The organism is Corynebacterium sp. HMSC076C10 (assembly GCF_001812455.1).
Lineage (GTDB): Bacteria > Actinomycetota > Actinomycetes > Mycobacteriales > Mycobacteriaceae > Corynebacterium > Corynebacterium jeikeium_D.
In genome coordinates this window covers 92485-115555 of record NZ_KV809097.1, presented here as the reverse complement: position 1 = coordinate 115555, position 23071 = coordinate 92485, and the positions used below count along the sequence as shown (strand labels likewise).

Annotated in this window: 15 protein-coding genes; 12 read left to right on the top strand and 3 right to left on the bottom strand. The window is 58.4% G+C overall.

Translation table 11 applies throughout. The features are described 5' to 3' along the window. Positions 1 to 21 precede the first annotated feature (21 nt). From HMPREF2857_RS02855 to HMPREF2857_RS02805, 12 genes are all read left to right on the top strand, one after another. Positions 22 to 876 carry a class I SAM-dependent methyltransferase gene (locus HMPREF2857_RS02855; protein WP_246819589.1) on the top strand — a complete coding sequence of 285 codons (855 nt, stop codon included), beginning with the start codon at positions 22 to 24 and terminating at the stop codon, positions 874 to 876. A gap of 99 nt (positions 877 to 975) precedes the next feature. After that, entirely contained in the window at positions 976 to 2553 is a 1578-nt protein-coding gene (locus tag HMPREF2857_RS02850; protein WP_049191026.1) for a type I restriction-modification system subunit M, read from the top strand. Then, a complete protein-coding gene (locus HMPREF2857_RS11075) occupies positions 2546 to 3148 on the top strand; it encodes a virulence RhuM family protein (protein ID WP_246819587.1) in 603 nt (200 codons plus the stop codon). Before HMPREF2857_RS02850 ends, HMPREF2857_RS11075 begins: the two co-directional genes overlap by 8 nt. Next, the gene (locus HMPREF2857_RS02845; RefSeq protein ID WP_070642667.1) at positions 3039 to 4259 is read left to right on the top strand and encodes a restriction endonuclease subunit S; all 1221 of its coding nucleotides are present in this window, start codon (positions 3039 to 3041) and stop codon (positions 4257 to 4259) included. Before HMPREF2857_RS11075 ends, HMPREF2857_RS02845 begins: the two co-directional genes overlap by 110 nt. Continuing rightward, positions 4256 to 7465 (top strand): type I restriction endonuclease subunit R, encoded by a 3210-nt coding sequence (locus HMPREF2857_RS02840; RefSeq protein ID WP_070642666.1) that lies wholly within the window; start codon positions 4256 to 4258, stop codon positions 7463 to 7465. Before HMPREF2857_RS02845 ends, HMPREF2857_RS02840 begins: the two co-directional genes overlap by 4 nt. A gap of 281 nt (positions 7466 to 7746) precedes the next feature. Further along, entirely contained in the window at positions 7747 to 8982 is a 1236-nt protein-coding gene (locus HMPREF2857_RS02835; RefSeq protein WP_070642665.1) for an acetyl-CoA C-acetyltransferase, read from the top strand. A 74-nt stretch (positions 8983 to 9056) separates the two neighbouring features. Next, positions 9057 to 11288 (top strand): 3-hydroxyacyl-CoA dehydrogenase NAD-binding domain-containing protein, encoded by a 2232-nt coding sequence (locus tag HMPREF2857_RS02830; protein ID WP_070642663.1) that lies wholly within the window; start codon positions 9057 to 9059, stop codon positions 11286 to 11288. A gap of 141 nt (positions 11289 to 11429) precedes the next feature. Beyond that, positions 11430 to 13058 carry a protein adenylyltransferase SelO family protein gene (locus HMPREF2857_RS02825; protein WP_070642661.1) on the top strand — a complete coding sequence of 543 codons (1629 nt, stop codon included), beginning with the start codon at positions 11430 to 11432 and terminating at the stop codon, positions 13056 to 13058. Between the two features lie 455 nt (positions 13059 to 13513). Beyond that, the gene (locus HMPREF2857_RS02820) at positions 13514 to 15259 is read left to right on the top strand and encodes a peptide ABC transporter substrate-binding protein (RefSeq protein WP_070642659.1); all 1746 of its coding nucleotides are present in this window, start codon (positions 13514 to 13516) and stop codon (positions 15257 to 15259) included. A gap of 4 nt (positions 15260 to 15263) precedes the next feature. Then, positions 15264 to 16190: an ABC transporter permease gene (locus tag HMPREF2857_RS02815; protein WP_070642657.1), complete on the top strand. Its 927-nt coding sequence runs from the start codon at positions 15264 to 15266 to the stop codon at positions 16188 to 16190. Then, complete coding sequence (locus HMPREF2857_RS02810; RefSeq protein ID WP_070642656.1) at positions 16183 to 17163, top strand: ABC transporter permease; 981 nt, start codon at positions 16183 to 16185, stop codon at positions 17161 to 17163. The genes HMPREF2857_RS02815 and HMPREF2857_RS02810 overlap by 8 nt, the downstream gene beginning before the upstream one ends. Next, positions 17160 to 18842 carry a dipeptide ABC transporter ATP-binding protein gene (locus tag HMPREF2857_RS02805; protein ID WP_070642654.1) on the top strand — a complete coding sequence of 561 codons (1683 nt, stop codon included), beginning with the start codon at positions 17160 to 17162 and terminating at the stop codon, positions 18840 to 18842. Before HMPREF2857_RS02810 ends, HMPREF2857_RS02805 begins: the two co-directional genes overlap by 4 nt. A 199-nt stretch (positions 18843 to 19041) precedes the next feature. Here the strand turns inward: HMPREF2857_RS02805 and HMPREF2857_RS02800 are convergent, their stop codons facing one another. From HMPREF2857_RS02800 to kdpC, 3 genes are read right to left on the bottom strand one after another with little or no spacing between them, the layout of a single operon-like run. Beyond that, on the bottom strand, positions 19042 to 19785 hold the full coding sequence (locus tag HMPREF2857_RS02800) for a response regulator transcription factor (RefSeq protein WP_070602356.1): 744 nt from the start codon (positions 19783 to 19785) through the stop codon (positions 19042 to 19044). A gap of 6 nt (positions 19786 to 19791) precedes the next feature. Then, positions 19792 to 22395: a sensor histidine kinase gene (locus tag HMPREF2857_RS02795; RefSeq protein ID WP_070642653.1), complete on the bottom strand. Its 2604-nt coding sequence runs from the start codon at positions 22393 to 22395 to the stop codon at positions 19792 to 19794. A 46-nt stretch (positions 22396 to 22441) separates the two neighbouring features. Further along, positions 22442 to 23032, bottom strand: coding sequence for a K(+)-transporting ATPase subunit C (kdpC, locus tag HMPREF2857_RS02790; RefSeq protein ID WP_016421615.1), 591 nt, complete (start codon positions 23030 to 23032; stop codon positions 22442 to 22444). Positions 23033 to 23071 lie beyond the last annotated feature (39 nt).

The following is a 23071-nucleotide window of genomic DNA, read 5'->3' as shown; positions in this document are numbered from 1 at the left end:
CAGTCCATTAGATTGTTTGACGTGACCAGCTTTCGCTTTCCCGCTTTTATCGTCCCGCCCGCTCTGAAAGAGCTGCGCAGCTTTGCTACACTGTCGCGTTCATTCGGGCTGCTCAACGACTTCAAATACGAGCAAACCGATCCCGATATCTTCTACGGGCACCTTGCCGAGGACACCATCGGCCTACTGGAAGGCATCGCAGCTGGGGCGGATGGTGCGGCGGGGTCGACGGACACAGGGGGCACGTCGTCAAGCGTTACGACGAATACCGCACTGCGTGGCAAGCGCATCCTTGATGTCGGCGGCGGCCCTGGGTACTTTGGCCGAGCATTTGCCCAGCGTGGCGTGGAATATTACACCTGCGAACCCGATGTGGGCGAGATGGCGGCGGCGGGTATCAAGCTGGAGTCGTCGGTACGCGGATCGGGGCTGGAACTGCCGTTTCGCGATGACGCGTTTGACCTGACGTACTCGTCGAATGTCGCCGAGCACGTGCCCGAGCCATGGACGATGGGCGAGGAAATGCTGCGTGTAACCAAGCCGGGCGGACTGGTCGTTTACTCGTACACCATTTGGTACGGCCCGTTCGGCGGCCACGAGATGGGGATGACGCATTACCTGGGTGGCGACCGCGCGCGGCGCATGTATGAGAAGAAGCACGGCAAGCGACCGAAGAACTACTTTGGCGAATCCCTGTTCAAGGTCGGTTGCGGTGAAGGGTTGAAGTGGGCGCGCGCTGCGGCGGATGCTGGCGACTGCGAACTGCTGGCCGCATTCCCTCGCTACCACCCGTGGTGGGCCTGGTGGATGGTGCACGTGCCGGGGCTGCGCGAGTTCGCGGTGTCGAACCTGGTGCTGGTGCTGCGGAAGCGGTAGGGGGTCAGTTTCTCCCGGAGCGTGCTCCCCTGACTTCGTATCGTCTGCCACTAGACTGGAAACTCAAGCATTTTTACTGATTGAGCGGGGATTTTCACTATGAGTGACGCAGACCGGGCACAGCTGCACAGGACTATTTGGAACATCGCCAACGACTTGCGTGGCAGCGTGGATGGTTGGGATTTTAAGTCTTATGTGCTCGGCATGATGTTCTACCGCTTTATCTCGGAGAAGCTCACCGAGTACATCGATGACGGCGAACGTGCCGCTGGAAATGAGGACGCGGACTACGCTTCCCTTTCTGACGAGGATGCCGAGTGGGGCCGGGCCAGCATTGTCGAGGAAAAGGGCTACTTCATTGTGCCCTCTGAGTTGTTTACCAACGTCTGCAAGCAGGCGGCTGACGAGCACTACCGCGAGAACCTCAATGAACGACTGCAGCAGGTATTCAAAAATATCGAAGCATCTGCAAAAGGCACCGCTAGCGAAAGCGATCTTCAAGGGCTTTTCGACGACATCAACCTAGACAGCAACAAGCTTGGCAACTCGGTCATCGAACGCAATAACAAGATTTACGATCTGATGAGGCATATCGGCAATATGCCTCTCACCGTTAAAGCCGATGACAACTCCATCGACCTATTCGGTGATGCCTACGAGTACTTGATGGGTATGTACGCCTCTCAGGCAGGCAAGTCCGGAGGCGAGTACTACACGCCGCAGGAAGTCTCTGAGCTGCTGACCCGGATTACCGTGGTGGGAAAGAAGAGCGTGAACAGGGTGTACGACCCAGCTGTCGGCTCTGGTTCGCTGCTGTTGAAATTCAAGAAGGTGCTTGGCGAAGGCGGTGTCCGCGAGGGCTACTACGGCCAGGAAATCAACCTGACCACGTATAACTTGGCACGCATCAACATGTTCCTGCACGATGTGAACTTCGATAATTTCGACATTGCGCTGGGCAATACCCTCACCGAACCTGCACACTGGGATAACCAGCCGTTTGAGGCAATCGTGTCCAACCCGCCCTACTCCATCAAGTGGGAGGGCGACAACAATCCTCTGCTGATTAACGATCCACGCTACGCACCGGCGGGCGTCCTGGCCCCGAAATCGAAGGCCGATTTGGCTTTTACGATGCATATTCTCTCGTGGCTTGCGACGAACGGCACTGCCGCAATTGTTGAGTTCCCCGGTGTGCTTTACCGTGGCGGCGCGGAGAAGAAAATCCGCAAGTACCTGGTGGATAACAACTATGTGGATACGGTTATCCAGTTGCCGCCGGATCTTTTCTTCGGCACTACCATCGCGACCTGCATCATCGTGTTGAAGAAGTCGAAAAAGGACAATTCGGTTCTCTTCATCGATGCCTCCGCAGAGTTTGAGCGAAGTGGCAACAAGAACCGACTAAATGAGAAGAATCAGAAGAAGATTCTGGATTCCTTCACTGCCCGCGAGGATGTGGAGTATTTCACCAAGCTGGTGCCCGCTGAGGAGATTGCAGAAAACGACTACAACATCGCGGTTTCCTCCTATGTCGAGCCGGAGGACACCCGCGAGGTCATTGACATCGTGGAGCTGAATAAGCAGATTGTTGGCATCGTGGAGCGCCAGCGTCAGCTGCGCGAGGCCATCGATGAGATTGTGGCAGATCTTGAGGGAACCCGCACCGATGTCTGACACGAACGGCGACATGAGCATGGCGTCTGCGGGCGAGCTGGTGATGTTCCGCACGGACGACGGCGCTACTCGCATTGAGGTACGGCTTGTCGACGAAACCGTGTGGCTCACTCAGGCCCAGATGGTGGAGCTGTTTCAATCGTCAAAGGCGAACGTCTCCGAACATATTAGGAATGTGTTTGCGGAAGGTGAGCTTCCCAGGTCAGAGGCAACTGTTCGGAAATTCCGAACAGTTCAACTCGAAGGTTCAAGGGAAGTTTCGCGCGAGCGGGAGCACTACAACCTCGACGTGATTATCTCCGTGGGCGGTAAATCCTTAGAGGGAGCAGGAACGGTTTCCCACCGCCAAGCAGTACAGAAGGCCCATGCGGAATACGAGAAGTACAAAACTGTGATGGATACCCACCCAGTGGCGTGGAGCGGGACTACCTCAAGGAAATCACTGCAGTTCAGAAACAGATTCAGCAACCACCGAAGGAGCAGAAGTGAACCAGATCGAAAAGCTCATCGAGGAACTCTGCCCGAATGGTGTGGAGTACAAGCCTTTGGGGGAAATTTTCAAAACCCGAAATGGTTACACCCCGTCGAAATCTAATGCCTCTTTCTGGTCCGAAGGCACCATCGATTGGTTCAGGATGGAAGATATTCGAGAAAATGGTCGATTTTTAAACTCGTCACTCCAAAAAATAAATCCGTCGGCCGTCAAAGGAGAACCCTTTCCGGCTAACACCATTCTCGTAGCAACATCAGCAACTATTGGCGAACATGCCCTCATTACAGTTCCACATCTCTCAAATCAGAGATTTACCGCTCTCATAATTAACCCAGAATACAAAGACTATTTTGATATAAAATTCATTTTCTATTACTGCTTCAACCTCTCTGAGTGGTGCAAGAGAAACACAACACAGTCAAGCTTTTTGAGTGTCGATATGAGAAAATTCAGAAAATTTCTCTTCCCAATCCCACCTCTGGCCATTCAGAATGAGATTGTAAAAATCCTCGACACCTTCCAATCGCTGGAAGCGGAGCTGGAAGCGGAGCTGGAAGCGGAGCTGGAAGCGAGGAAAAAGCAAATTGGATTCTATCGCGACACACTAATCCACGCTGACTCGTACCCCTTAATAAAATTTGAAGATATTGCAGAATTCAGGTACGGCCTAACTGCGACTGCCCAAGAAACAGGAAGTTACAGGTTTCTTCGAATTACGGATATTGATGGTAACGGAAAAATCAGAAACCAAGAACGCAAGTTTCTTGACCACCAAGTGGTCGAGCAAAAATATTTTCTTTCTCCTGGAGATCTATTAATAGCCCGGACAGGAGCATCTTATGGCAAATGTGCAATCATTGAAGGTGAAGAGCAGGCTGTTTATGCTTCGTTTCTGATTCGAATGAAAGTCGATGAAGAGATTGCAACTCCTCGTTTTGTTTGGCACTTCATGCAAAGTAATCATTACTGGCAGCAGGCTAATTTTTTGGTCAGTAAAGCAGGACAACCACAATTCAATGCTAATGCGATCAAACGAGTGACTATCCCCATCCCTCCCCTCGAAGAACAGCAGCGCATCGTAAACATCCTCGACAAGTTCGATGCACTCGTAAACGACCTCACCTCCGGCCTGCCTGCCGAAATTGAAGCTCGCCGGAAGCAATACGAGCACTACCGGGACCAACTACTGACTTTTAAGGAATTGGCAGCATGAATCAGGACGGCGTCGGCAAGCGACGAGTAACCAAGTACGACCCGATTGCTGTCGGTGAGCAGAGCACCGTCGTAGCGGAGTACCAGGCCGAGGAGCGCACCTCGGAGGACTACCAAACCGAGGCACAACTGGAGCAGGAACTCATCAGCATCCTCCAGTCGCAGGCCTACGACTACCTACCCATCCACAGCGAAGCAGACCTCGTTGCCAACCTGCGCCGTCAACTCGAAACTCTCAACCACGTCACGTTTAGCGACGCGGAATGGGAACGGTTCTATCGCACCTGCGTCACCAGCGCCAACGACGGAATCAAGGAAAAGACCCGTCGCATCCACGAAGACCACATTCAGGTTCTTACGCGTGACGACGGCACGAGCAAAAACATCCGACTGCTGGATAAAGCAAATGTCCATAACAACCGGCTGCAGGTCATTAACCAATACGAGGTTGGAAAGGACGAAGGCGGTGCAAAACAGTCCAATCGTTACGACGTCACCCTCCTGGTCAATGGTCTTCCCATGGTGCATATCGAACTCAAGCGCCGTGGCGTAGATCTGCGTGAAGCCTTTAACCAGATCAGGCGCTACCAGCGCGACTCTTTCTGGTCTGGTGATGGTTTGTTCGATTATGTGCAGCTGTTCGTCATCAGCAACGGCACGCTGACAAAGTACTACTCCAACACCACCCGTGAACTGCACATCAAAGAAACGGGAGGAAAAGGCCGCCCGGCGCGTGGTGCTAAGAGCTTTGAATTCACATCGTGGTGGGCTGACGCAAACAATCAACCCATCCGGGATCTTGTTGGCTTCACTAAGACATTCCTGTCCAAGCACTCGCTTCTCAATATTCTGACCAAGTACTGCGTCTTCACCGCTGCGGAAGAACTACTGGTGATGCGTCCGTACCAAATCGTCGCCGCTGAGAAGATTCTGCAGCGAATTGAGATTTCCAATAACTATCGTGAACGCCTTGGCACCACGAAGGCTGGCGGCTACATCTGGCACACAACCGGTTCGGGGAAAACCCTCACCTCATTCAAGGCAGCGCAACTGGCTAGCAAACTTTCGCATGTAGATAAGGTCCTTTTTGTCGTCGACCGCAAGGACCTCGACTACCAGACCATGCGTGAGTACGACCGCTTCCAAAAGGGTGCCGCGAACTCCAACACCTCGACCGCTGTGCTGAAGAAGCAGCTGGAAGACGACGATGCGGCCATCATCATCACCACAATTCAGAAGCTGTCTAACTTCATCGCAGGCAACAAACACCACGATGTCTACGGCAAGCACGTGGTCATCATCTTCGACGAATGCCACCGCTCCCAATTCGGTGACATGCACACTGCCATCACGAAGGCGTTCAAGAAATACAACCTCTTCGGTTTCACCGGAACGCCCATCTTCGCCGACAACTCCACCAGCGGCACCAAGGCCAACCTCAAAACCACCGAGCAGACTTTCGGCAAACGACTCCACGCCTACACCATCGTTGACGCCATCACTGATAAGAATGTCCTGCCCTTCCGGATTGACTACGTCAACACCATCTCGGTTGGCAACGTTAAGGACAAGGAAGTCACAGGCATCGACACCGAAGGCGCACTCCTGGCGGAGCCACGCTTGAAAAACGTCGTTGCCTACACGCTCGAGCACTTCGCCCAGAAGACGAAGCGGGAATCCTTCTACGAACACCGTGTTGTCGAAAACGTATCCGCCTCAGCAAAGGCCCGACACCGCGGTCGAATCAAGGAAATCAAGAAAGAGCAACGAGTTCGGGGCTTCAACGCTATCTTCGCCACCGCTTCTGTCGATGCTGCCTACACCTACTACAACCTCTTCAAAGAAGCGCAAGCGTCACTGCCAGAAGCAGAGCGCCTGAAGATTGCCATGATTTACTCATTCGCGCCAAATGAGGCCGAAAAGGATGAGTCACCGACGCTTCCGTCGTCAAGCGAAACGAAGAGCGATCCGGCAGCTACTGCTGTGGCCGACGAGACAGGCCTGCTCCTTGAAGAGGGCATGGAGCCCGAGCAGTTACCCAAGGTTGCGCGCGATTACCTGGAAGCGGCGATTGCCGACTACAACGGGTATTTCAAGACCAACTACGACACCTCGGCCGAGAAATTCCAGAACTACTACAAAGACCTCTCCCTGCGAATGAAGAACAGGGAAGTCGATATGACCATCGTGGTCAACATGTTCCTCACCGGATTCGACGCCACTACCTTGAACACGCTGTTCGTGGACAAGAACCTGAAATACCACGGGTTGATTCAGGCATTCTCGCGTACCAACCGAATCCTCAATTCCGTCAAGACGTACGGCAACATTGTCTGCTTCCGAGACCTCGAAGACGCCACAAATCAGGCGCTGCGACTCTTCGGCGATACCAAGGCGCAAAGCGTGGTACTACTTAAGCCCTACGCTGAGTACTTTGCCGAATATGCCAAGCTAGTGAAGCGACTGCTCCAGGAATACCCGCTGGATAAGGTAATTGTTGGCGAGAAGGCGAAGAAGGAGTTCATCAAGCTTTTCGGCGCGATTCTGCGTGTCCAAAACATTCTGACTTCCTTCGACCAATTCGCTGATGACGCGCTGTTGACGCCTCGCCAGGAGCAAGACTACCGCAGTATCTACCTCGACCTGTTCGCGGAATTCCGTACTGAAAGCGACGGGGACCGGGAGTCCATCAATGACGATGTCGTCTTCGAGATGGAGCTAATCAAGCAGGTCGAAATCAACGTCGACTACATTCTCATGCTCGTCGAGCAATACCGTGAAACCCACGGCAGCGACGAAAGCGAAGAAATTCGTGCTCAGATTTCCCGTGCTGCAAACTCCAGCCCATCGCTGCGGAACAAGCGCGATCTGATTGAAGAGTTCGTCAACACAGTGAGCCTGACACAGCCTGTTGACGAGCAGTGGGAGGAATTCATCAGAACCAAACGCACGGCAGAGCTCAATGCGATTATCACTGAAGAGAAGCTGCGGATGCCCACGGCGCAATCTTTTATTGAAGAGGCGCTGACCACCGGCATTGTCAGCACGCTTGGCACCGGAATTGTTCGAATTCTTCCGCCAATGTCGCGGTTTACCCCAGGTAATGAGCGTGAAAAGGTCAAGACACGGGTGCTGCAGCGCATCCAGGCCTTTGTCGAGCGCTATCGGAACTTGGGGTTCACGGAGGATGATGGAGAGGCGGCTTGATGGTTGCGGGCAGGCGTTTGCAGGGGCCTGTAAGGGGCGGGCGTGGCAGCTGGACAGGCGTAACGATTGGACCTTCACATGACAGACCGTTACCGCCCCACTCTCGCGCCACATCACCAAAACTACTTATGTAATTACCCCCGGTTTCTCCCATAACCGCAGGTGGGAGACTACAGCGAGTCAACTTCCTCCCCAGCACCCCTCAAATCACCCCCGGCAATCCGCCATTCGTTATAGAGTGACGCACGACACTTTACGACGAATCTGTGAGGTAAAAACACATGACTTCCGCCACCATTCAGCCGGGCGGCGAAGCCTTCATCTACGAGGCAATTCGCACCCCGCGCGGCAAGGGCAAGAAGGACGGCTCCCTCCACGAGGTACGCCCGGTATCACTTCTCGTCGGCCTCATCGACGAAATTCGCAACCGCTTCCCGGATCTGGATGAAGAACGCATCAGCGACCTCATCGTTGGCTGCGTCAGCCCGGTCGGCGACCAGGGTGCGGACATTGCCCGCACCGCAGCACTCACCGCAGGTCTGCCGTACCGCACCGGCGGTGTCCAGATCAACCGCTTCTGCGCTTCCGGCCTCTCCGCCATCAACTTGGCTGCTCAGAAGGTCCGCTCCGGCATGGACGAGCTCGTCCTCGCCGGTGGCGTCGAGTCCATGTCCCGCGTGCCAATGATGTCCGACGGCGGTGCAATGGCGATGGACGCACAGGTCTCTTTCGCGACCGACTTCGTCCCGCAGGGTATCTCCGCTGACCTGATCGCATCTCTCGACGGTTTCTCCCGCGAGTCCCTCGACGAGATGGCAGCACTATCCCACGCCCGTGCCGCAAAGGCATGGTCCGAGGGTCGCTTCGACCGCTCCGTCGTCCCAGTCAAGGACGCAAACGGCCTGACCATCCTCGACCGCGATGAGACCATCCGCGAGGGTGTCTCCGCAGAGTCTCTCTCCGGCCTGCGCGCAGCCTTCACCATGATGGGTGAGCAGGGCGGCTTCGACGCAGTTGCACTGAAGAAGTACCCGCAGCTTGAGCGCATCAACCACGTCCACCACGCAGGTAACTCCTCCGGCATCGTCGACGGCGCTGCACTGACTCTGGTTGGTTCTGAGAAGGCCGGCGCAGACATGGGTCTGACGCCACGCGCACGCGTTGTCGCCACCGCCGTTAATGGTGTCGAGCCGACCATCATGCTCACCGGTATCGAGCCGGCTGTTCGCGAGGCTCTGGCCAAGGCCAACCTGACCGTCGACGATATCGACGTCTGGGAAATCAACGAGGCGTTTGCCGCCGTCGTCAAGCACGCTCAGCAGAACCTGGGCATCGACTACGAGAAGCTCAACATCAACGGTGGCGCAATGGCCATGGGTCACCCGCTGGGTGCAACCGGTGCCATGATCACCGGCGCCGCAATCGACGAGCTGCACCGCACCGGTGGCCGCTACGCCCTCATCTCGCTCTGCGTGGCTGGCGGCATGGGTGTTGCAACCATCATCGAGCGCGTCTAAAGCAAACCGGAACGAAACTCACAGCGACAATTACCGCGGTCACACCGCGATAACCACAAAGGACTGACTGATTTATGAGCACAGATAACATGTTCCGGTGGGATCAGGACGACGCCGGAATCGTCACCCTCACCATGGATGACCCGAATGCGTCGGTCAACACCATGAACAAGACCTTCCAGGACGACATCCGCGCCACCGTGGAGCGCCTGGAAAACGAAATTGGCGACGGCTCTGAGACCTCCATCAAGGGCATCATCATCACCTCTGCAAAGAAGACCTTCTTCGCAGGTGGCGACATCAAGCAGATGTCCAAGGCCACCGAGGACGATGCAGCTGACATGTTCGGCATGGTCGAGGACATGAAGGCCTCCCTGCGTCGCTTGGAGAAGCTCCCGGTGCCAATTGTTGCTGCCATCAACGGCGCAGCACTGGGCGGCGGCCTCGAGGTCGCGCTGGCTGCTAACTACCGCGTTGCTGCCGATGCCCGCGGTTCCAAGATTGGTCTGCCAGAGGTCACCCTCGGCCTGCTGCCGGGCGGCGGCGGTGTTTCCCGCGTCGTTCGCATGCTGGGCATTCAGGACGCACTGATGAAGGTCATTCTGACCGGCGCGCAGATGAACCCGGCCAAGGCTCTCGCAGCTGGCCTCGTTGACGAGGTTGTTGCCCCGGAGCAGCTCATCGACACCGCTCGCGCATGGCTGACCAGCGAGAATGCTAAGGCAACCCAGCCGTGGGACGAGAAGGGCTTCAAGATCCCGGGTGGCGACCCGAAGACTCCTAAGTTCGCAATGAACCTGCCGTCCTTCCCGGCAAACCTGACCAAGCAGCTCAAGGGCTCCCCGATGAAGGCTCCGCGCCTTGCTATGCAGGCTGCCATCGAGGGTTCTCAGGTCGACATCGACACCGCACTGCGTATCGAGTCCCGCTACTTCACCGAACTGGTCACCGGTACCCAGTCGAAGAACATGATGCAGGCGTTCTTCTTCGACCTCAACCACGCTCAGGGCGGCGGCTCCCGTCCGCTGCAGGCTGACGGCACCCCGTACCCGAAGCGTGAGTTTAAGAAGGTGGCCGTTGTTGGCGCCGGCATGATGGGCGCAGGTATCGCCTACGTGTGTGCAAAGGCTGGCATGGAAGTTGTCCTGAAGGACATTTCCCTGGAGAACGCCGAGCGCGGTAAGTCCTACTCTGAAGGTCTGGAGGCCAAGGCTCTCAAGCGCGGTCGCACCACTGAGGAGAAGTCCGCAGCGCTGCTGAACCGCATCAAGCCGACTGAGTCCTACGACGACCTCTCCGACGTCGATCTGGTCATCGAGGCCGTCTTCGAGAACACCGACCTCAAGCACAAGGTTCACGCCGAGATCGAGGCTGCAGTTCCGGAGACCTGCATCCTGGGCTCCAACACCTCCACCCTTCCGATCACCGAGCTGGCTTCCCACGTCAAGCGTGAGAAGGACTTCATCGGCCTGCACTTCTTCTCCCCGGTGGACAAGATGCAGCTGATTGAGATCATCTCCGGCGACAACACCGACCCGGCTATCCTCGCCGCTTCGCTGGACTTCGCTGTTGCAATCCGCAAGATCCCGATTGTTGTCACCGACTCCCGCGGTTTCTACACCTCCCGCGTCATCGGCACCGTCATCAACGAGGCCCTGCGCATGGTCGCTGAGGGCTACGACCCGGCCATCATCGAGGCCGCTGGTCGCCAGGCCGGTTACCCGGCACCGCAGCTCCAGCTTGCCGACGAGCTGAACCTCAAGCTCATGGAGAAGATCGCTGGCGAGACCCGCGCTGCCGCCGAGGCTGCAGGTCAGACCTTGGACGAGGGCGGCGTACCGGCTTTGGTCGAGGCCATGCTGCACAAGTTCGAGCGCCCGGGCAAGCTCGAGGGCAAGGGCTTCTACGAGTACGTCGACGGCAAGCGCTCCGGTCTCTGGCCGGGCCTGTTCAACGAGCTCCGTGAGGAGCTGAACATCGCCCCGATCGCTCCGGAGGACACCGACCTGCAGGAGCTGGTTGACCGCATGCTCTTCATCGAGGCCATCGAGACTCAGAAGTGCGTCGACGAGGGCGTTCTGCTTCACGACGCCGACGGCAACATCGGCTCCATCTTCGGTATCGGCTACCCGGCCTGGACCGGTGGTACTCGCCAGTTCATTAAGAACTACGACGGCGCCACTGTTGTCGACCCGGCCGCAGCTCACCCGGAGCGCCGCGGCGTCGCGGGCTTCGTCGAGCGCGCCGAAGAGCTGGCCGCTAAGCACGGTGAGCGCTTCAACGCTCCGGAGTCCCTGAAGAAGTAAGGCTACCCCGAGCGCACCCCGGTTGCTGGAATTGTTCCAGTAACCGGGGTTTTTCGCCTTCGAGATCACCTCTACGCGCGTAGCACCGCTGAACGCACCAGCGCGCCAACCCCAATTCGGCCTACCCGTTAAACTGCGCACATGGCTAGAAACGTCGCTGATCTGCCCACCGCACTGCCTGAACTCGCTATCGACCAGCAGGGGTTTGACGCCCCATCGCCGCAGCTGGTCATGCTTAACGACGAGCTCGCGACCCAACTCGGCCTCTCCCCACAGTGGCTCCGGTCAGACGCTGGCCTGAAGTTCCTCACTGGCCGCGGCGCCGATCACGGAGTCGACAGCGGCGCCGGCACCCCACCCGGCGCATACACAACCCCGATGGCCACGGCCTACGCCGGCCACCAGTTCGGTAACTTCGCAGGCCTACTCGGTGATGGTCGCGCGCTCTTGCTTGCCACAGTTGAGGCTGAACCGGGGCTGACTGGGCTGCACTGTCCGCCTAACCAGCCCGACTGCCCCAAAGAGACAACCCACAGCGACAGCACCCAGGCCTACGAGATCCAAGCGAAAGGCACCGGCCCCACGCCCTTTTCCCGTGGCGGTGACGGCAAAGCCACGCTGACCTCCGCGCTGCGGGAGTACCTCATCAGCGAAGCCATGTATGCGCTCGGCATCCCCACCACCCGCGCGCTGGCGGTCATCAAAACCGGCGAAGAGATTTACCGCGGCTCGCAAACCCCATTCGACAACACCGACCCCACCACCGAACTTCAACCGGGTGGCATCGTCGTGCGCGTAGCATCCAGCCACCTGCGAGTTGGCACGTTCGAGCTGGTCGCTCGCTCCGGAACGGACACCGGAATCATGGATCGGCTCATCGAGTTCGCCGCGCAGCGGCATGGCTACGAGGGTTCGGCGGAGTCGGTTCTCCGGGACGTCGTCAAGCGGCAAGCTAATCTCGTTGCGGCGTGGCTGGCCTGTGGATTTGTCCACGGCGTGATGAACACCGACAATGCCAGCATCGCGGGCGAGACCATCGACTTTGGGCCGTGTGCGTTTCTGGATGCGCACGATCCGCGGGCGGTGTTTAGCAGCATCGATCGAGGCGGTCGATACGCGTTCGGCGCGCAGCCGACGATTGCCGGGTGGAACATGTCGAAGCTCGCGGAGACATTGCTACCGCATTTCGCAGGCACCCCGGAGGAAGCCCTCGCACGCGCCCGCGACATCCTGAGCGAATTCGCCGACGAATTCACCGATGCGCTCAGCCGCAGGTGGCTGCCTAAGTTGGGTATTCTCCCCTCGCTTTACGACGACCCGCTGGCCATCCCCTTGGTGCAGCAGTGGCAGGCGTTGCTGGCGAAGTTTGGGCTCGACCATACGAATGCTCATCGGGCGCTGATTGAGGTTCTGGCCGATGGTGATGGGGATACAGTTGCTGCGTTGGCTGCGCTGACCAGGCTGACCGCTGATCCTGCGTTCCCCGCCGCCGCGGCTGAGTGGGGGCAGTTGTGGAAGCAGACGCGGGAAGAGCTGGGAATCGACCAGACGACGGCCCTGACACTTATGGAGGAAACGAATCCGCTGTATATTCCGCGAAACTACCTGGTCACGGAAGCGTTAGCGGCGGCAGGGGCGGGGGATCTGACCGACTACCGGCACCTGCTGGAGGCGGTAACCAACCCCTTTGAGTCGCAAGACGTCCCTGCGGGGTTCACGGAGCCGGCACCGCGGGAGTTGGGTGCTTTCCACTCGTACTGTGGGACTTAATGCGCTGTCCTTCCTCCAATGCCCACTTCACGACACGGGTGTCACCTCGTGCCAGCTGTGGAGGTGGCATGAGGTGACATAGCTGTCGTGAAGTCGCGGATGGGGTCCGGACAGGAGCCCAGCGGTGGGACAGTCAGAAATTCAGCAGCCTCAACCCCTGCGGGGGTGCCAGGATGTTACAACGTTGCACCACTGCACAGGATTAACTCCCCAATCGAGGGTGAAAAACACCGTCAAATAAGGGATGATTCGCCTGATTAATACTCATATGTTTTTTGGACTTGTATGGTTAGAGACTGTATTGAACGGTCGTATCCAAACCTTAGAGTCCACCACACCCAAGTTGTCACCACCACCATTGCTTATGCAGGTGGGAGGTGGGTATCTAAGTCATTTGGAGTGAGCCGATTGCCAAATTCATATCGCCTATCTGGCAGAATCTAGAAAGGCTCGCGATGCATAGACCCGTTGCCTCCGGCCCCTTCCACACCCGGCAGAAACTCCGGCGGAAGCTCCGACAGCGAGAGAAGTCCCGTGCCACAAAACTGCACGCAACAACGCTCAGCGGAAAAGGAAAGTTCACGCTGCATGTCCGCCAGATCCTGGCGGCTTTGCTGATAATCGCCTTGCCAGGAGCCGCGCTCGCTGCCTGCAGCACTGACCAGCAACAGGTCGGCGCGGGGTTCATTGTGGTCCAGAACTCCGAACCACAGTCGCCGCTGTACACCACTGACACCAATGAAACCGGTGGTGGCGATATCCTCCGCATGCTCTACTCGGGTCTGGTGCGCTACGACACCGACGGCTCGATGATCCTGGATCATGCGGCAGAAATTAAGCCCAACGAGGACTCGACCCATTTCGACATCACGCTGAAACCGGGCTGGACCTTCCACAACGGCGAACCAGTCACCGCGCAGAGCTACATCGATGCCTGGAATTACGCTGCCTACGGACCGAACCTGCAGAAGCAGCAGTCCTTCTTCGCCAACGTGCAGGGTTTTGATGCTGTTTCGGGAGAAAAGGCCACGGAGAAAACACTCTCCGGCCTGAAAAAGGTCGATGACCTGAGGTTCACCGTGGATCTGACCAACCCAGATTCTTCCTTCCCGCTCAGCCTCGGCTATGTCGCGTTTATGCCGCTGCCGAAGGCCGCGTTCGAAGACAAGAAGGCTTTCGGTGAACACCCAATCGGCAATGGACCGTACAAGATGGCCGAAGGCCGCGCTTGGCTGCACAACAACCAGCTAACTGTGGTCCGCAATGATGACTTCGCCGGTGAGCACAAGGCCCGTAACAACGGCCTGGTATACCGCTTCTACTCGGACATGGACACCGCATACGCGGACCTTCAGGCAGGCCGCCTGGACACTCTGCCGCGCACCATTCCACCAACAGCCCTGGCCAGCTTTGAAACCGATTTCCCCGATTCCAGCGCAAATGTCCCGACCTCCTCCTCGCAATACTTCGGAATTCCGCGAAATCTGCCAGGTTTTTCGGGTGAAGAGGGCAAGCTTCGTCGTCAAGCGATTTCCATGGCGATTGACCGGAAACTAATCACTGAGAAGATTTTCTTCGACACCCGCACTCCGGCGCGCGAGTTCAGCTCGTTGACGCTTGGCGACCTTGACCCGAACGTACCTGGCCAAGAGGTGCTGGAATACAACCCGAAGAAGGCCCGCCAACTGTGGGCCGAAGCCAACAAAATTGCACCGTTTACCGGCTCGTTCGACATCGCCTACAACGCCGACGGCGGACACCAGCAGTGGGTCGAAGCGGTGACCAACATGATTGGCGAGACCCTCGGCATCGATTCCCACGGCAAGGCCTACCCGACTTTCAAGCAGCTGCGCGATGAAATCTCCAACGAGACCATCACCAGCGGCTACCGCACTGGCTGGTCAGCGGACTACCCGTCAGTGGCCAACTACATAATCCCGCAGTTCGTCACTGGCGGTTCCTCGAATGACAACCACTACTCGAACCCGGAGTTCGACAAGCTTATCCAGGACGCTGCTTCAGCCAAAAGCGCAGAAGACGCTAAGCCGATTTACGTCAAGGCTCAGTCGGTGTTGATGGAAGATTTGCCTGCAATCCCGCTGTGGTACCCGAATGCTTCGGTGGCGTGGAATCCGAAGCTGCGTAACGCCGTGGTGATGTGGGACGGCATTTTGGACTACCCGATGATTGAGAAGGACTAGCACCATGGGTTGGTACATCGGAAAGAGACTCCTGCAGATGGTGCCGGTATTCTTCGGTGCCACGCTGTTGATTTATGCAATGGTCTTCGCCATGCCAGGCGACCCCATCGCTGCACTAGCTGGCGATAAGCAGCTGCCACCAGAGCAGGTCGCAGCACTGCGCGCCCACTACCACCTGGATGAGCCATTCTTCGTCCAGTACTGGGAGTACCTCAAGGGGCTGTTTACACTGGATATGGGAGAGACCTTTTCCGGGCGCTCGGTCGGTGAGGAAATTGCGCTAGCATTCCCAATCACTATTCGCCTGGCGCTGATGGCAGTTGTCATTGAAGCCATTTTCGGTATTGGCCTCGGCGTTATTGCCGGTATGCGCAAGGGCGGCTTCTTCGACTCCACCGTTCTGGTACTGTCCCTGCTGGTTATCGCAACTCCGACCTTCGTGCTCGGCTTCGTTGCCCGCTACCTCTTCGGTGTGCGCTGGCAGATTGTGTCCCCCACCGTCGGTAGCGATGCCTCCTTCACCTCCCTGCTGCTGCCGGCATTCGTGCTGGGACTCGTCTCGGTTGCTTATGTTCTGCGACTGACACGCTCTGAGGTCTCGTCGGCACGCCATGCCGACTTCGTGCGTACTGCCCGCGCTAAGGGACTGCCGACTTCCGAAGTCACCCGTCGCCACATCTTGCGCAACTCGCTGATTCCCGTTGTGACCTTCATCGGCGCTGATCTCGCTGCTCTGATGGGCGGCGCAATTGTCACCGAGGGCATTTTCAACGTGCCCGGTATCGGTGGCCTGATCTTCCACGCCGTCCAAATTGGTGAAGCGCCCACCGTGGTCAGCATCGTGACCATCCTGGTGGTTATCTACATGTTCGCCAACTTGCTCATCGACTTGCTCTACGCAGTCCTGGATCCGAGGATTCGTTATGCCTAAGCCAGATTCGACGCAATTGAATTCGACTCAGCCAGAAAAGCAGGCCAACACCCCGCAGTCCGGCACCGCGCAGGCACCAAACCCGGCGACGAACCCCGACCACAAGCAGTTGCCGGATACCCCGCCACTGGGGCTCTGGGGTTCGGCCTGGCAGAACCTGCGTTACCGCCCACTGTTCTGGGTTTCCGCATTCATTATTTTGCTCTCCATCGCAGTGGCCGCATTCCCGTCGCTGTTCACCTCTGTGGACCCGACGGCGGCAAACCTGCGTGACTCGCTGGCCCCAGCCCGCGACGGCCACCCGATGGGCTTCACTCAGCAGGGCTACGACGTCTACGCCCGTGTCATCTACGGTGCCCGCGCCTCGGTCATCGTCGGCATCGGCGTCACCCTTGCCGTGACCGTGGTGGGCATCATCCTCGGTGCCATCGCTGGCTATCTTGGCGGTTGGGTCGACGCGGTGCTCTCCCGCATCACAGACATGTTCTTTGCCATCCCCCTGATTCTCGCCGGCATCGTGCTGATGCAGCTGTTTACCGAACGCACCATCTGGTCCGTGGTCTTCGTGCTCGCTGCTTTCGGCTGGCCGCAGATGGCGCGCGTGGTGCGCTCCTCGGTGATCTCAGTGAAAAACGAGGAATACGTCACCGCCTCCAAGGCGCTCGGTCTGTCCAGCACTGGCATTCTCTTCCGCCATGTGCTGCCGAACTGCCTCGCCCCTGTCATCGTCATGGCCACGACCTCACTGGGTATTTACATCGTCGCCGAGGCCACGCTGTCCTACTTGGGCATTGGCTTGCCGACGACCACCGTTTCCTGGGGCAACGACATCTCTGTCGCACAGCAGGTGCTCCGCCAGGCCCCGTCCAACCTGTTCTGGCCAGCACTCGCCCTGGCGATTACCGTTCTCGGCTTCATCCTCATGGGTGACGCTTTGAAGGATTCTCTCGACCCGAAGGAGCGTCGTCGATGAGCACCGACACCAATACTTCCGCAGCGCCCATTCTCACCTTGAAGGATGTCTGCATTGGCTTTCCGACGACCACAGCGTCCGGCCGCCGCAGTAAATCGTTGACCGATGTGGTGCATGACGTCGACCTGGAGATTTTCCCCGGTGAGACGGTCGCCATTGTTGGCGAATCCGGCTCGGGTAAATCCACCACTGTCCATGCCGCGCTGGGGCTCCTGCCCGGTGATGGCGAAGTCACCGGGGGCACCATCACCTTTGATGGCCGCGACATCACGCATCTGACAGACCGCGAGTTTGTCAGTATCCGCGGTAGCGGCATCGGCTTGGTCCCGCAGGATCCGATGACCAACCTGAATCCGGTGTGGACCGTCGGCGCCCAGATTACCGAGGCGCTGCGCGCAAATAACATCGCCACTGGCTCCGAGGCCCACAAAAAGGCGATTGAACTGCTGGAACAGGCTGGTCTTCCCGATGCCAAAAAGCGCATCGACCAGTACCCACACGAGTACTCCGGCGGCATGCGCCAGCGCGCACTGATTGCAATGGGTCTGGCCGCACACCCGAAGCTGTTGATTGCCGATGAGCCCACCTCGGCTCTCGACGTGACCGTGGCGAAGAAGATCCTCGACCACCTTGCCAAGCTCACTAGCGAACTCGGCACGTCCGTGGTGCTGATCACCCATGACCTCGGTTTGGCTGCCGAGCGCGCTGACCGACTCGTCGTTATGCAAGCAGGACGTGTCGTGGAGACTGGCCCTGCCCTGGACGTCCTCACGCACCCGCAGCATCCGTACACCAAGCAGTTGATTGCGGCGGCTCCGTCGCTGGCTGCCCGGCGCGGTGATCGCGTGGTGGCGGCTCCGACGACCGCAGACCACGAGCAGAAGGAGATTCTGGTCGCGAAGAATCTGGTCCGCGACTTCGCCATCCCCGGCAACCGCCCGTGGCGCAAGGACTCCTTCCGCGCCGTCGATGACATTAGCTTTACACTGCGTCGCGGCCGCACCATCGGCATCGTGGGCGAATCCGGTTCGGGTAAATCCACCGTCGCCAACATGGCGCTGGGGCTGCTCGATCCGACTGAAGGCGAAGTGCTTTTCGACGGCAAACGCGTCCAGGGCCGGAATCGTAAAGAGGAACTGGAGCTGCGGCGTCGCATTCAGCCGATCTTCCAGAACCCGTATGCGACGCTGGATCCGATGCGCACGGTGCATTCCTCCATTGAGGAGCCGCTGCGTATTCACAAGATTGGGACCAAAAAGGAGCGTGAGCAGCGCGTATTCGAGCTTCTCGACCGCGTCGCACTTCCCGCGGAGATGGGACGCCGCTTCCCCGGTGAGCTGTCGGGTGGCCAGCGTCAGCGTGTGGCGGTCGCACGTGCTTTGGCACTGAACCCTGAGGTTGTGGTCTGTGACGAGGCGGTATCGGCCCTCGACGTGGTGGTGCAGGCTCAGGTGCTCGAACTACTTGCTGAGCTGCAGGAAGAGATGGATTTGGCCTACCTGTTTATTACGCACGACCTCGCTGTGGTGCGGCAGGTGGCTGATGAGGTCATCGTGATGGAGCACGGCAAGATGGTGGAGCACCGTCCGACCGATGATCTCTTCGACCACCCGGAGAAGGAGTACACGCAGCGCCTGCTGGATGCCATCCCGGGTGCGTCGTTGGATTTGGATTTGTAGCTGGGCGGTGGCCTGTTTCCCCAGGGCACTTCGCTCCGCCCCCTCTGGGCCACTTCACGACACCTATGTCACCTCATGCCAGCTGTGGAGGTGGCATGAGGTGACATAGGTGTCGTGAAGTCGCGAGGAGAGGCAGGCAGGCGAGCGGGAAGGCGGGAACGTGCAGGCGGGCAAGCAAGAACGGGCAAGCAGCCGGCTGCTACTCCTCGTCCAGCACCATGCGATAACCGACCCCCACCTCAGTGCGCAAGTACTTGTTGTGAGCCTGCTGAGGCTCAATCTTGTGGCGCAGCTGGGAGATGTAAACGCGCAGGTAGTTGGTCTCTTTTTCGTACTGGCCACCCCAGACGGCCTTGAGAAGCTCCAGTTTGGTCACCAGTTCGCCACGATGCTGCACCAGGTAGACCAGGATGTCCCACTCGCGCGGGGTCAGATGCACGAGCTCGTCCGCCACGAGAACTTGCCGTTTGGCCAGGTCAACCATTAGATGACCATCTGCGGAGGTCACCTTCGGCACCTCTTCGACCACTACTTTGCTAGCACGCCGCATGGTTGAACGCAGCCGAGCCAACAACTCCCCCATCGAGAAAGGCTTGGTGACGTAGTCATCGGCCCCTTCATTGAGGGCGTTGATTTTCCCCGCCTCGTCGTGACGTGCGGAGACAATCAGCACTGGAATATCGCTCCACCTGCGCAAAGAACGCAGAACTTCCAGGCCACTGACATCGGGCAAGCCCAGATCCAGGAGAACGGCGTCGGGCTTCCACTCGCTGACCGCGGCTAACGCCCGCGTGGCCGTTTGCGCGACACGTGGCTCGTAACCGCGGGCTTTTAAACTGACAAGCACAGTGCGGGCCATGGCGACATCATCCTCGACGATGAGTATCTTTCGCCCGGGTTTGTTGCCAGCCTGACCAGCGGGTTGTCCTGAACTGAGATTCATGGAATCCTACTTTCTCTCGCCCATTGCACGCGGCAACGTCAGCACGAAGGTAGCACCGCCGCCGGGTGTCTGTTCGGCGCGGATGGCGCCTCCCATGGCGTCGGCAAAACGCGAGGCGGCGGCAAGTCCCAGACCAAGGCCCTGAGATTGTGCCGAGTAGTCGCCAAGGCGTTGGAACGGTTGAAAAATCTCCTCCAACTTATCCTCCGGGATGCCCTTACCGTGGTCAATGATCAAAATGTCTATGCATGCGCTCGCAGCGATAGCACCCAGCGAGCCCATAACCGGCATGTCGGCGGGACCGCGCACACCGCGCTCGCTGGGCCGCGTACGAATGGTCAGGCTCGACTCCGGTGCGTACTGACGGCCGTTGATGACGATGTTGGAAACAATGCGCTGGATCAGCCCAGGATCGCCTTCCACCATGCAGGCGTCATGGTCAATATCGCGGTCAATGTGACCTGCGGCTTCCGGCAGCTCCGCACATACCGCGTCCACAACATCGGAGACGCTAACCGGCACACTTTCCACCCGCTTGGTGCTGGAGTCGATGCGGCTGGCATCGAGTAGGTTGCCAATGACCACCTCTAGGCGGTCAGCGGAACTCTCGATTGTCTCCATGAGGATGAGACGCGTTTCGTCGTCAAGCTCGACGTCCTCCATGTTCATGCTGGAGATCGCAGCCTTGATGCTGGCCAGCGGTGTGCGCAGGTCATGTGAAACGGCGGTCAGCACCGCGCTGCCCACGCGGTTGCCCGCCTCGAGGGCAGCGGTGGCGCGGCGCATCGCGGCGATTTCCTCCATGTCCATGAGCGCCCGGATGCGGGAACCGTGAGCCGCAATCATGGCAGTCTCAGCGGCGGTGAGTTCACGGCCACTGAGCACAAAGCGCAGGTCATCGCCGGAGCTGACCTTAGTCATCGGCAGCTCTGTCGGCCACGGTTCGGACAAGCCGTGTTCGGCGGTGGTGACAATGGTCAACCACTTCTTGCGCTCTGAGGAGTAACGCTGCACGTCCACGCGCTCCATCGAGAACGTATCCGCCAAGCTGTGGACCAGGTTGGACATGTTGTCGCCATCGTGGACGACACCGTGTGCCAACTCGGACATTACGACTGCCTGATGCAGACTCCTGTCCGCCATCTCGCGGCGGCGCTCGGAACGCTCCACCACCGTCGCCACAGCCGCCGCAATCACACCGAAGAGCAGGATTTGAGCCAAGCTGGCCGGCTCGGTGATAGTCAGGGTGTTCACCGGAGCGGTGAAGTACCAGTTCGCCAGTATTGAGGCGACCACCACTGCCGCCAGCGCCGGCACCAATCCTGCCGCCATCGCGGCGAAGACTATCGGCATCAGGTAGGTCAGCAGCAGCACGCCCAGGAACTCCGGGCCGGTGTCCAGCTGGTAAAGCAGCAACGTCAACAGCACTGGCCCCACCAGCGCCAGGAGCCACCCCGTGATGCGTCGCTCCTTGGAAAAGCGAGAGCGCAGTTTCTTGCGCCGCTTAGCTTTCTTCTCTGAGCTCGAGGAGATGATGTGCACATCGATAGGCCCGGCCTGATCAATGATGCGCTGGGAAGTACTCAACCCCACATAGCGTCGCAACCCCAGCTCCGATCCGATGACCAGCTGCGATGCATTCACCGTGCGGGAGAACTCCAGCAGGATGCCCGGCACATCATCGCCCACGATGGTACGCCACTGCCCACCCAGCGACTCGGTGAGGTCCTGCAGTTTTCGCAGTCGACGCAAGTAGCCGCGGTCGAGGCCATCGTCATCACCGGTAATGTGCACGACAATCATCTCGCGGCCGGCCACGCGACCGGTCATACGAGCACCGCGACGAATCATGGCCTCGGCGTTGTTGTCATCACGCACCGCTACCACCACACGCTCGCGGGTAGTCCAATGATCGTCGATCTCCTCATCTTCGCGGTAGGAGTCCAGAACCTCTTCGACCTTGTCGGCCAGCCACAGCAGTGCCAGCTCACGCAGGGCGCTGAGGTTGCCGGGTCGGAAGTACTTCCGCAGCGCCAGTTCCGCTTGCTCCTTGCGGTAGATTTCGCCGCGGGACAGTCGGATACGCAGGGCATCCGGGCTTAAGTCGATGAGCTCAATCTCGTCCGCATCGCGGAGGACACGGTCGGGCACCGTCTCCATTTGGCGCACGCCGGTGACGGCCGCAACGACGTCGTTAAGCGATTCCAGGTGCTGGATGTTCATCGTCGAGATGACATCGATGCCTGCGTCGAGAAGCTGGTAGACATCGTGCCAGCGCTTGCGTTGCTGAACGAACTCGTTGTCCGGCTCATCGGTGACGACGGTGTGCGCGAGCTCGTCGACGAGGGCGACCTCAGGATGCATCTCGATAATCGCATCAACATCCAGCTCACGATAGGTGTTGCCTCGGTAGGACACCTTTCGGCAATCCAACACCGGCAGGCCTTCGATGAGCTTCTTCGTCCGCTCGCGACCGTGGTGCTCCACCAGCCCAACGACTACCTCGTGCCCGCGGGAGTACAGATCGTGCCCCTCGCTCAGCATGGCGCACGTTTTGCCCACGCCCGGGGCAAACCCCAGGTAGACCTTCAGTTTTCCTCGCTTGGCCATTTCTTACAGACCTTTACTTGCCTTACCTTGCCCGATCGCGGGATGCTTACTGTCCGTCTGTCAGGGCGGCGTTCAGCTTTACGACGTTGACCAGTCGCCCACCATCCTGCGAGCCCTGTTCCGTCATTGTGTTCTCACTATTTTCAGAGATTAGACGCTCCACCTCAGCCTGTGGCAGGTTTCGTTCCTTAGCCACACGGGGCGCCTGCAGCTCGGCGTATTTCTGGGAGATGTGCGGGTCCAAGCCGGAACCGGAAGCGGTAACTGCCTCGATTGGAACCTGCTGAGGATTAACACCTTCTCGCGCTGCAACGCCCTTGCGACGCTGCTCAATCTCAGCCTGGAACTCCTTGTTGCAGGGCGAGACGTTGGATGCCGAGGACGACATTGCGTCATAGCCGTTATCGCCAGCGGCGGACGGGCGCGGGTAGAAGAAGCCCGGCTTCGTCACCTCCTGGGCAATCAGCTCCGAGCCCTGAATTTCACCCTTTGAGTTGTAGATCAGCGACCCATCGGCATTATCGGACCAGATGCGTCCCACTGCCCAGATGGCAGCTGGGTAAAGCAGGCCGAGAACCACCGTGAGCAGCAGATACGCCTTGATTGTGGTGGATATCAACCGAAAATTCTTGTTCATGTCCTTCTCAATTCTTTTCCGTCCTGCGGGACCGTGAGT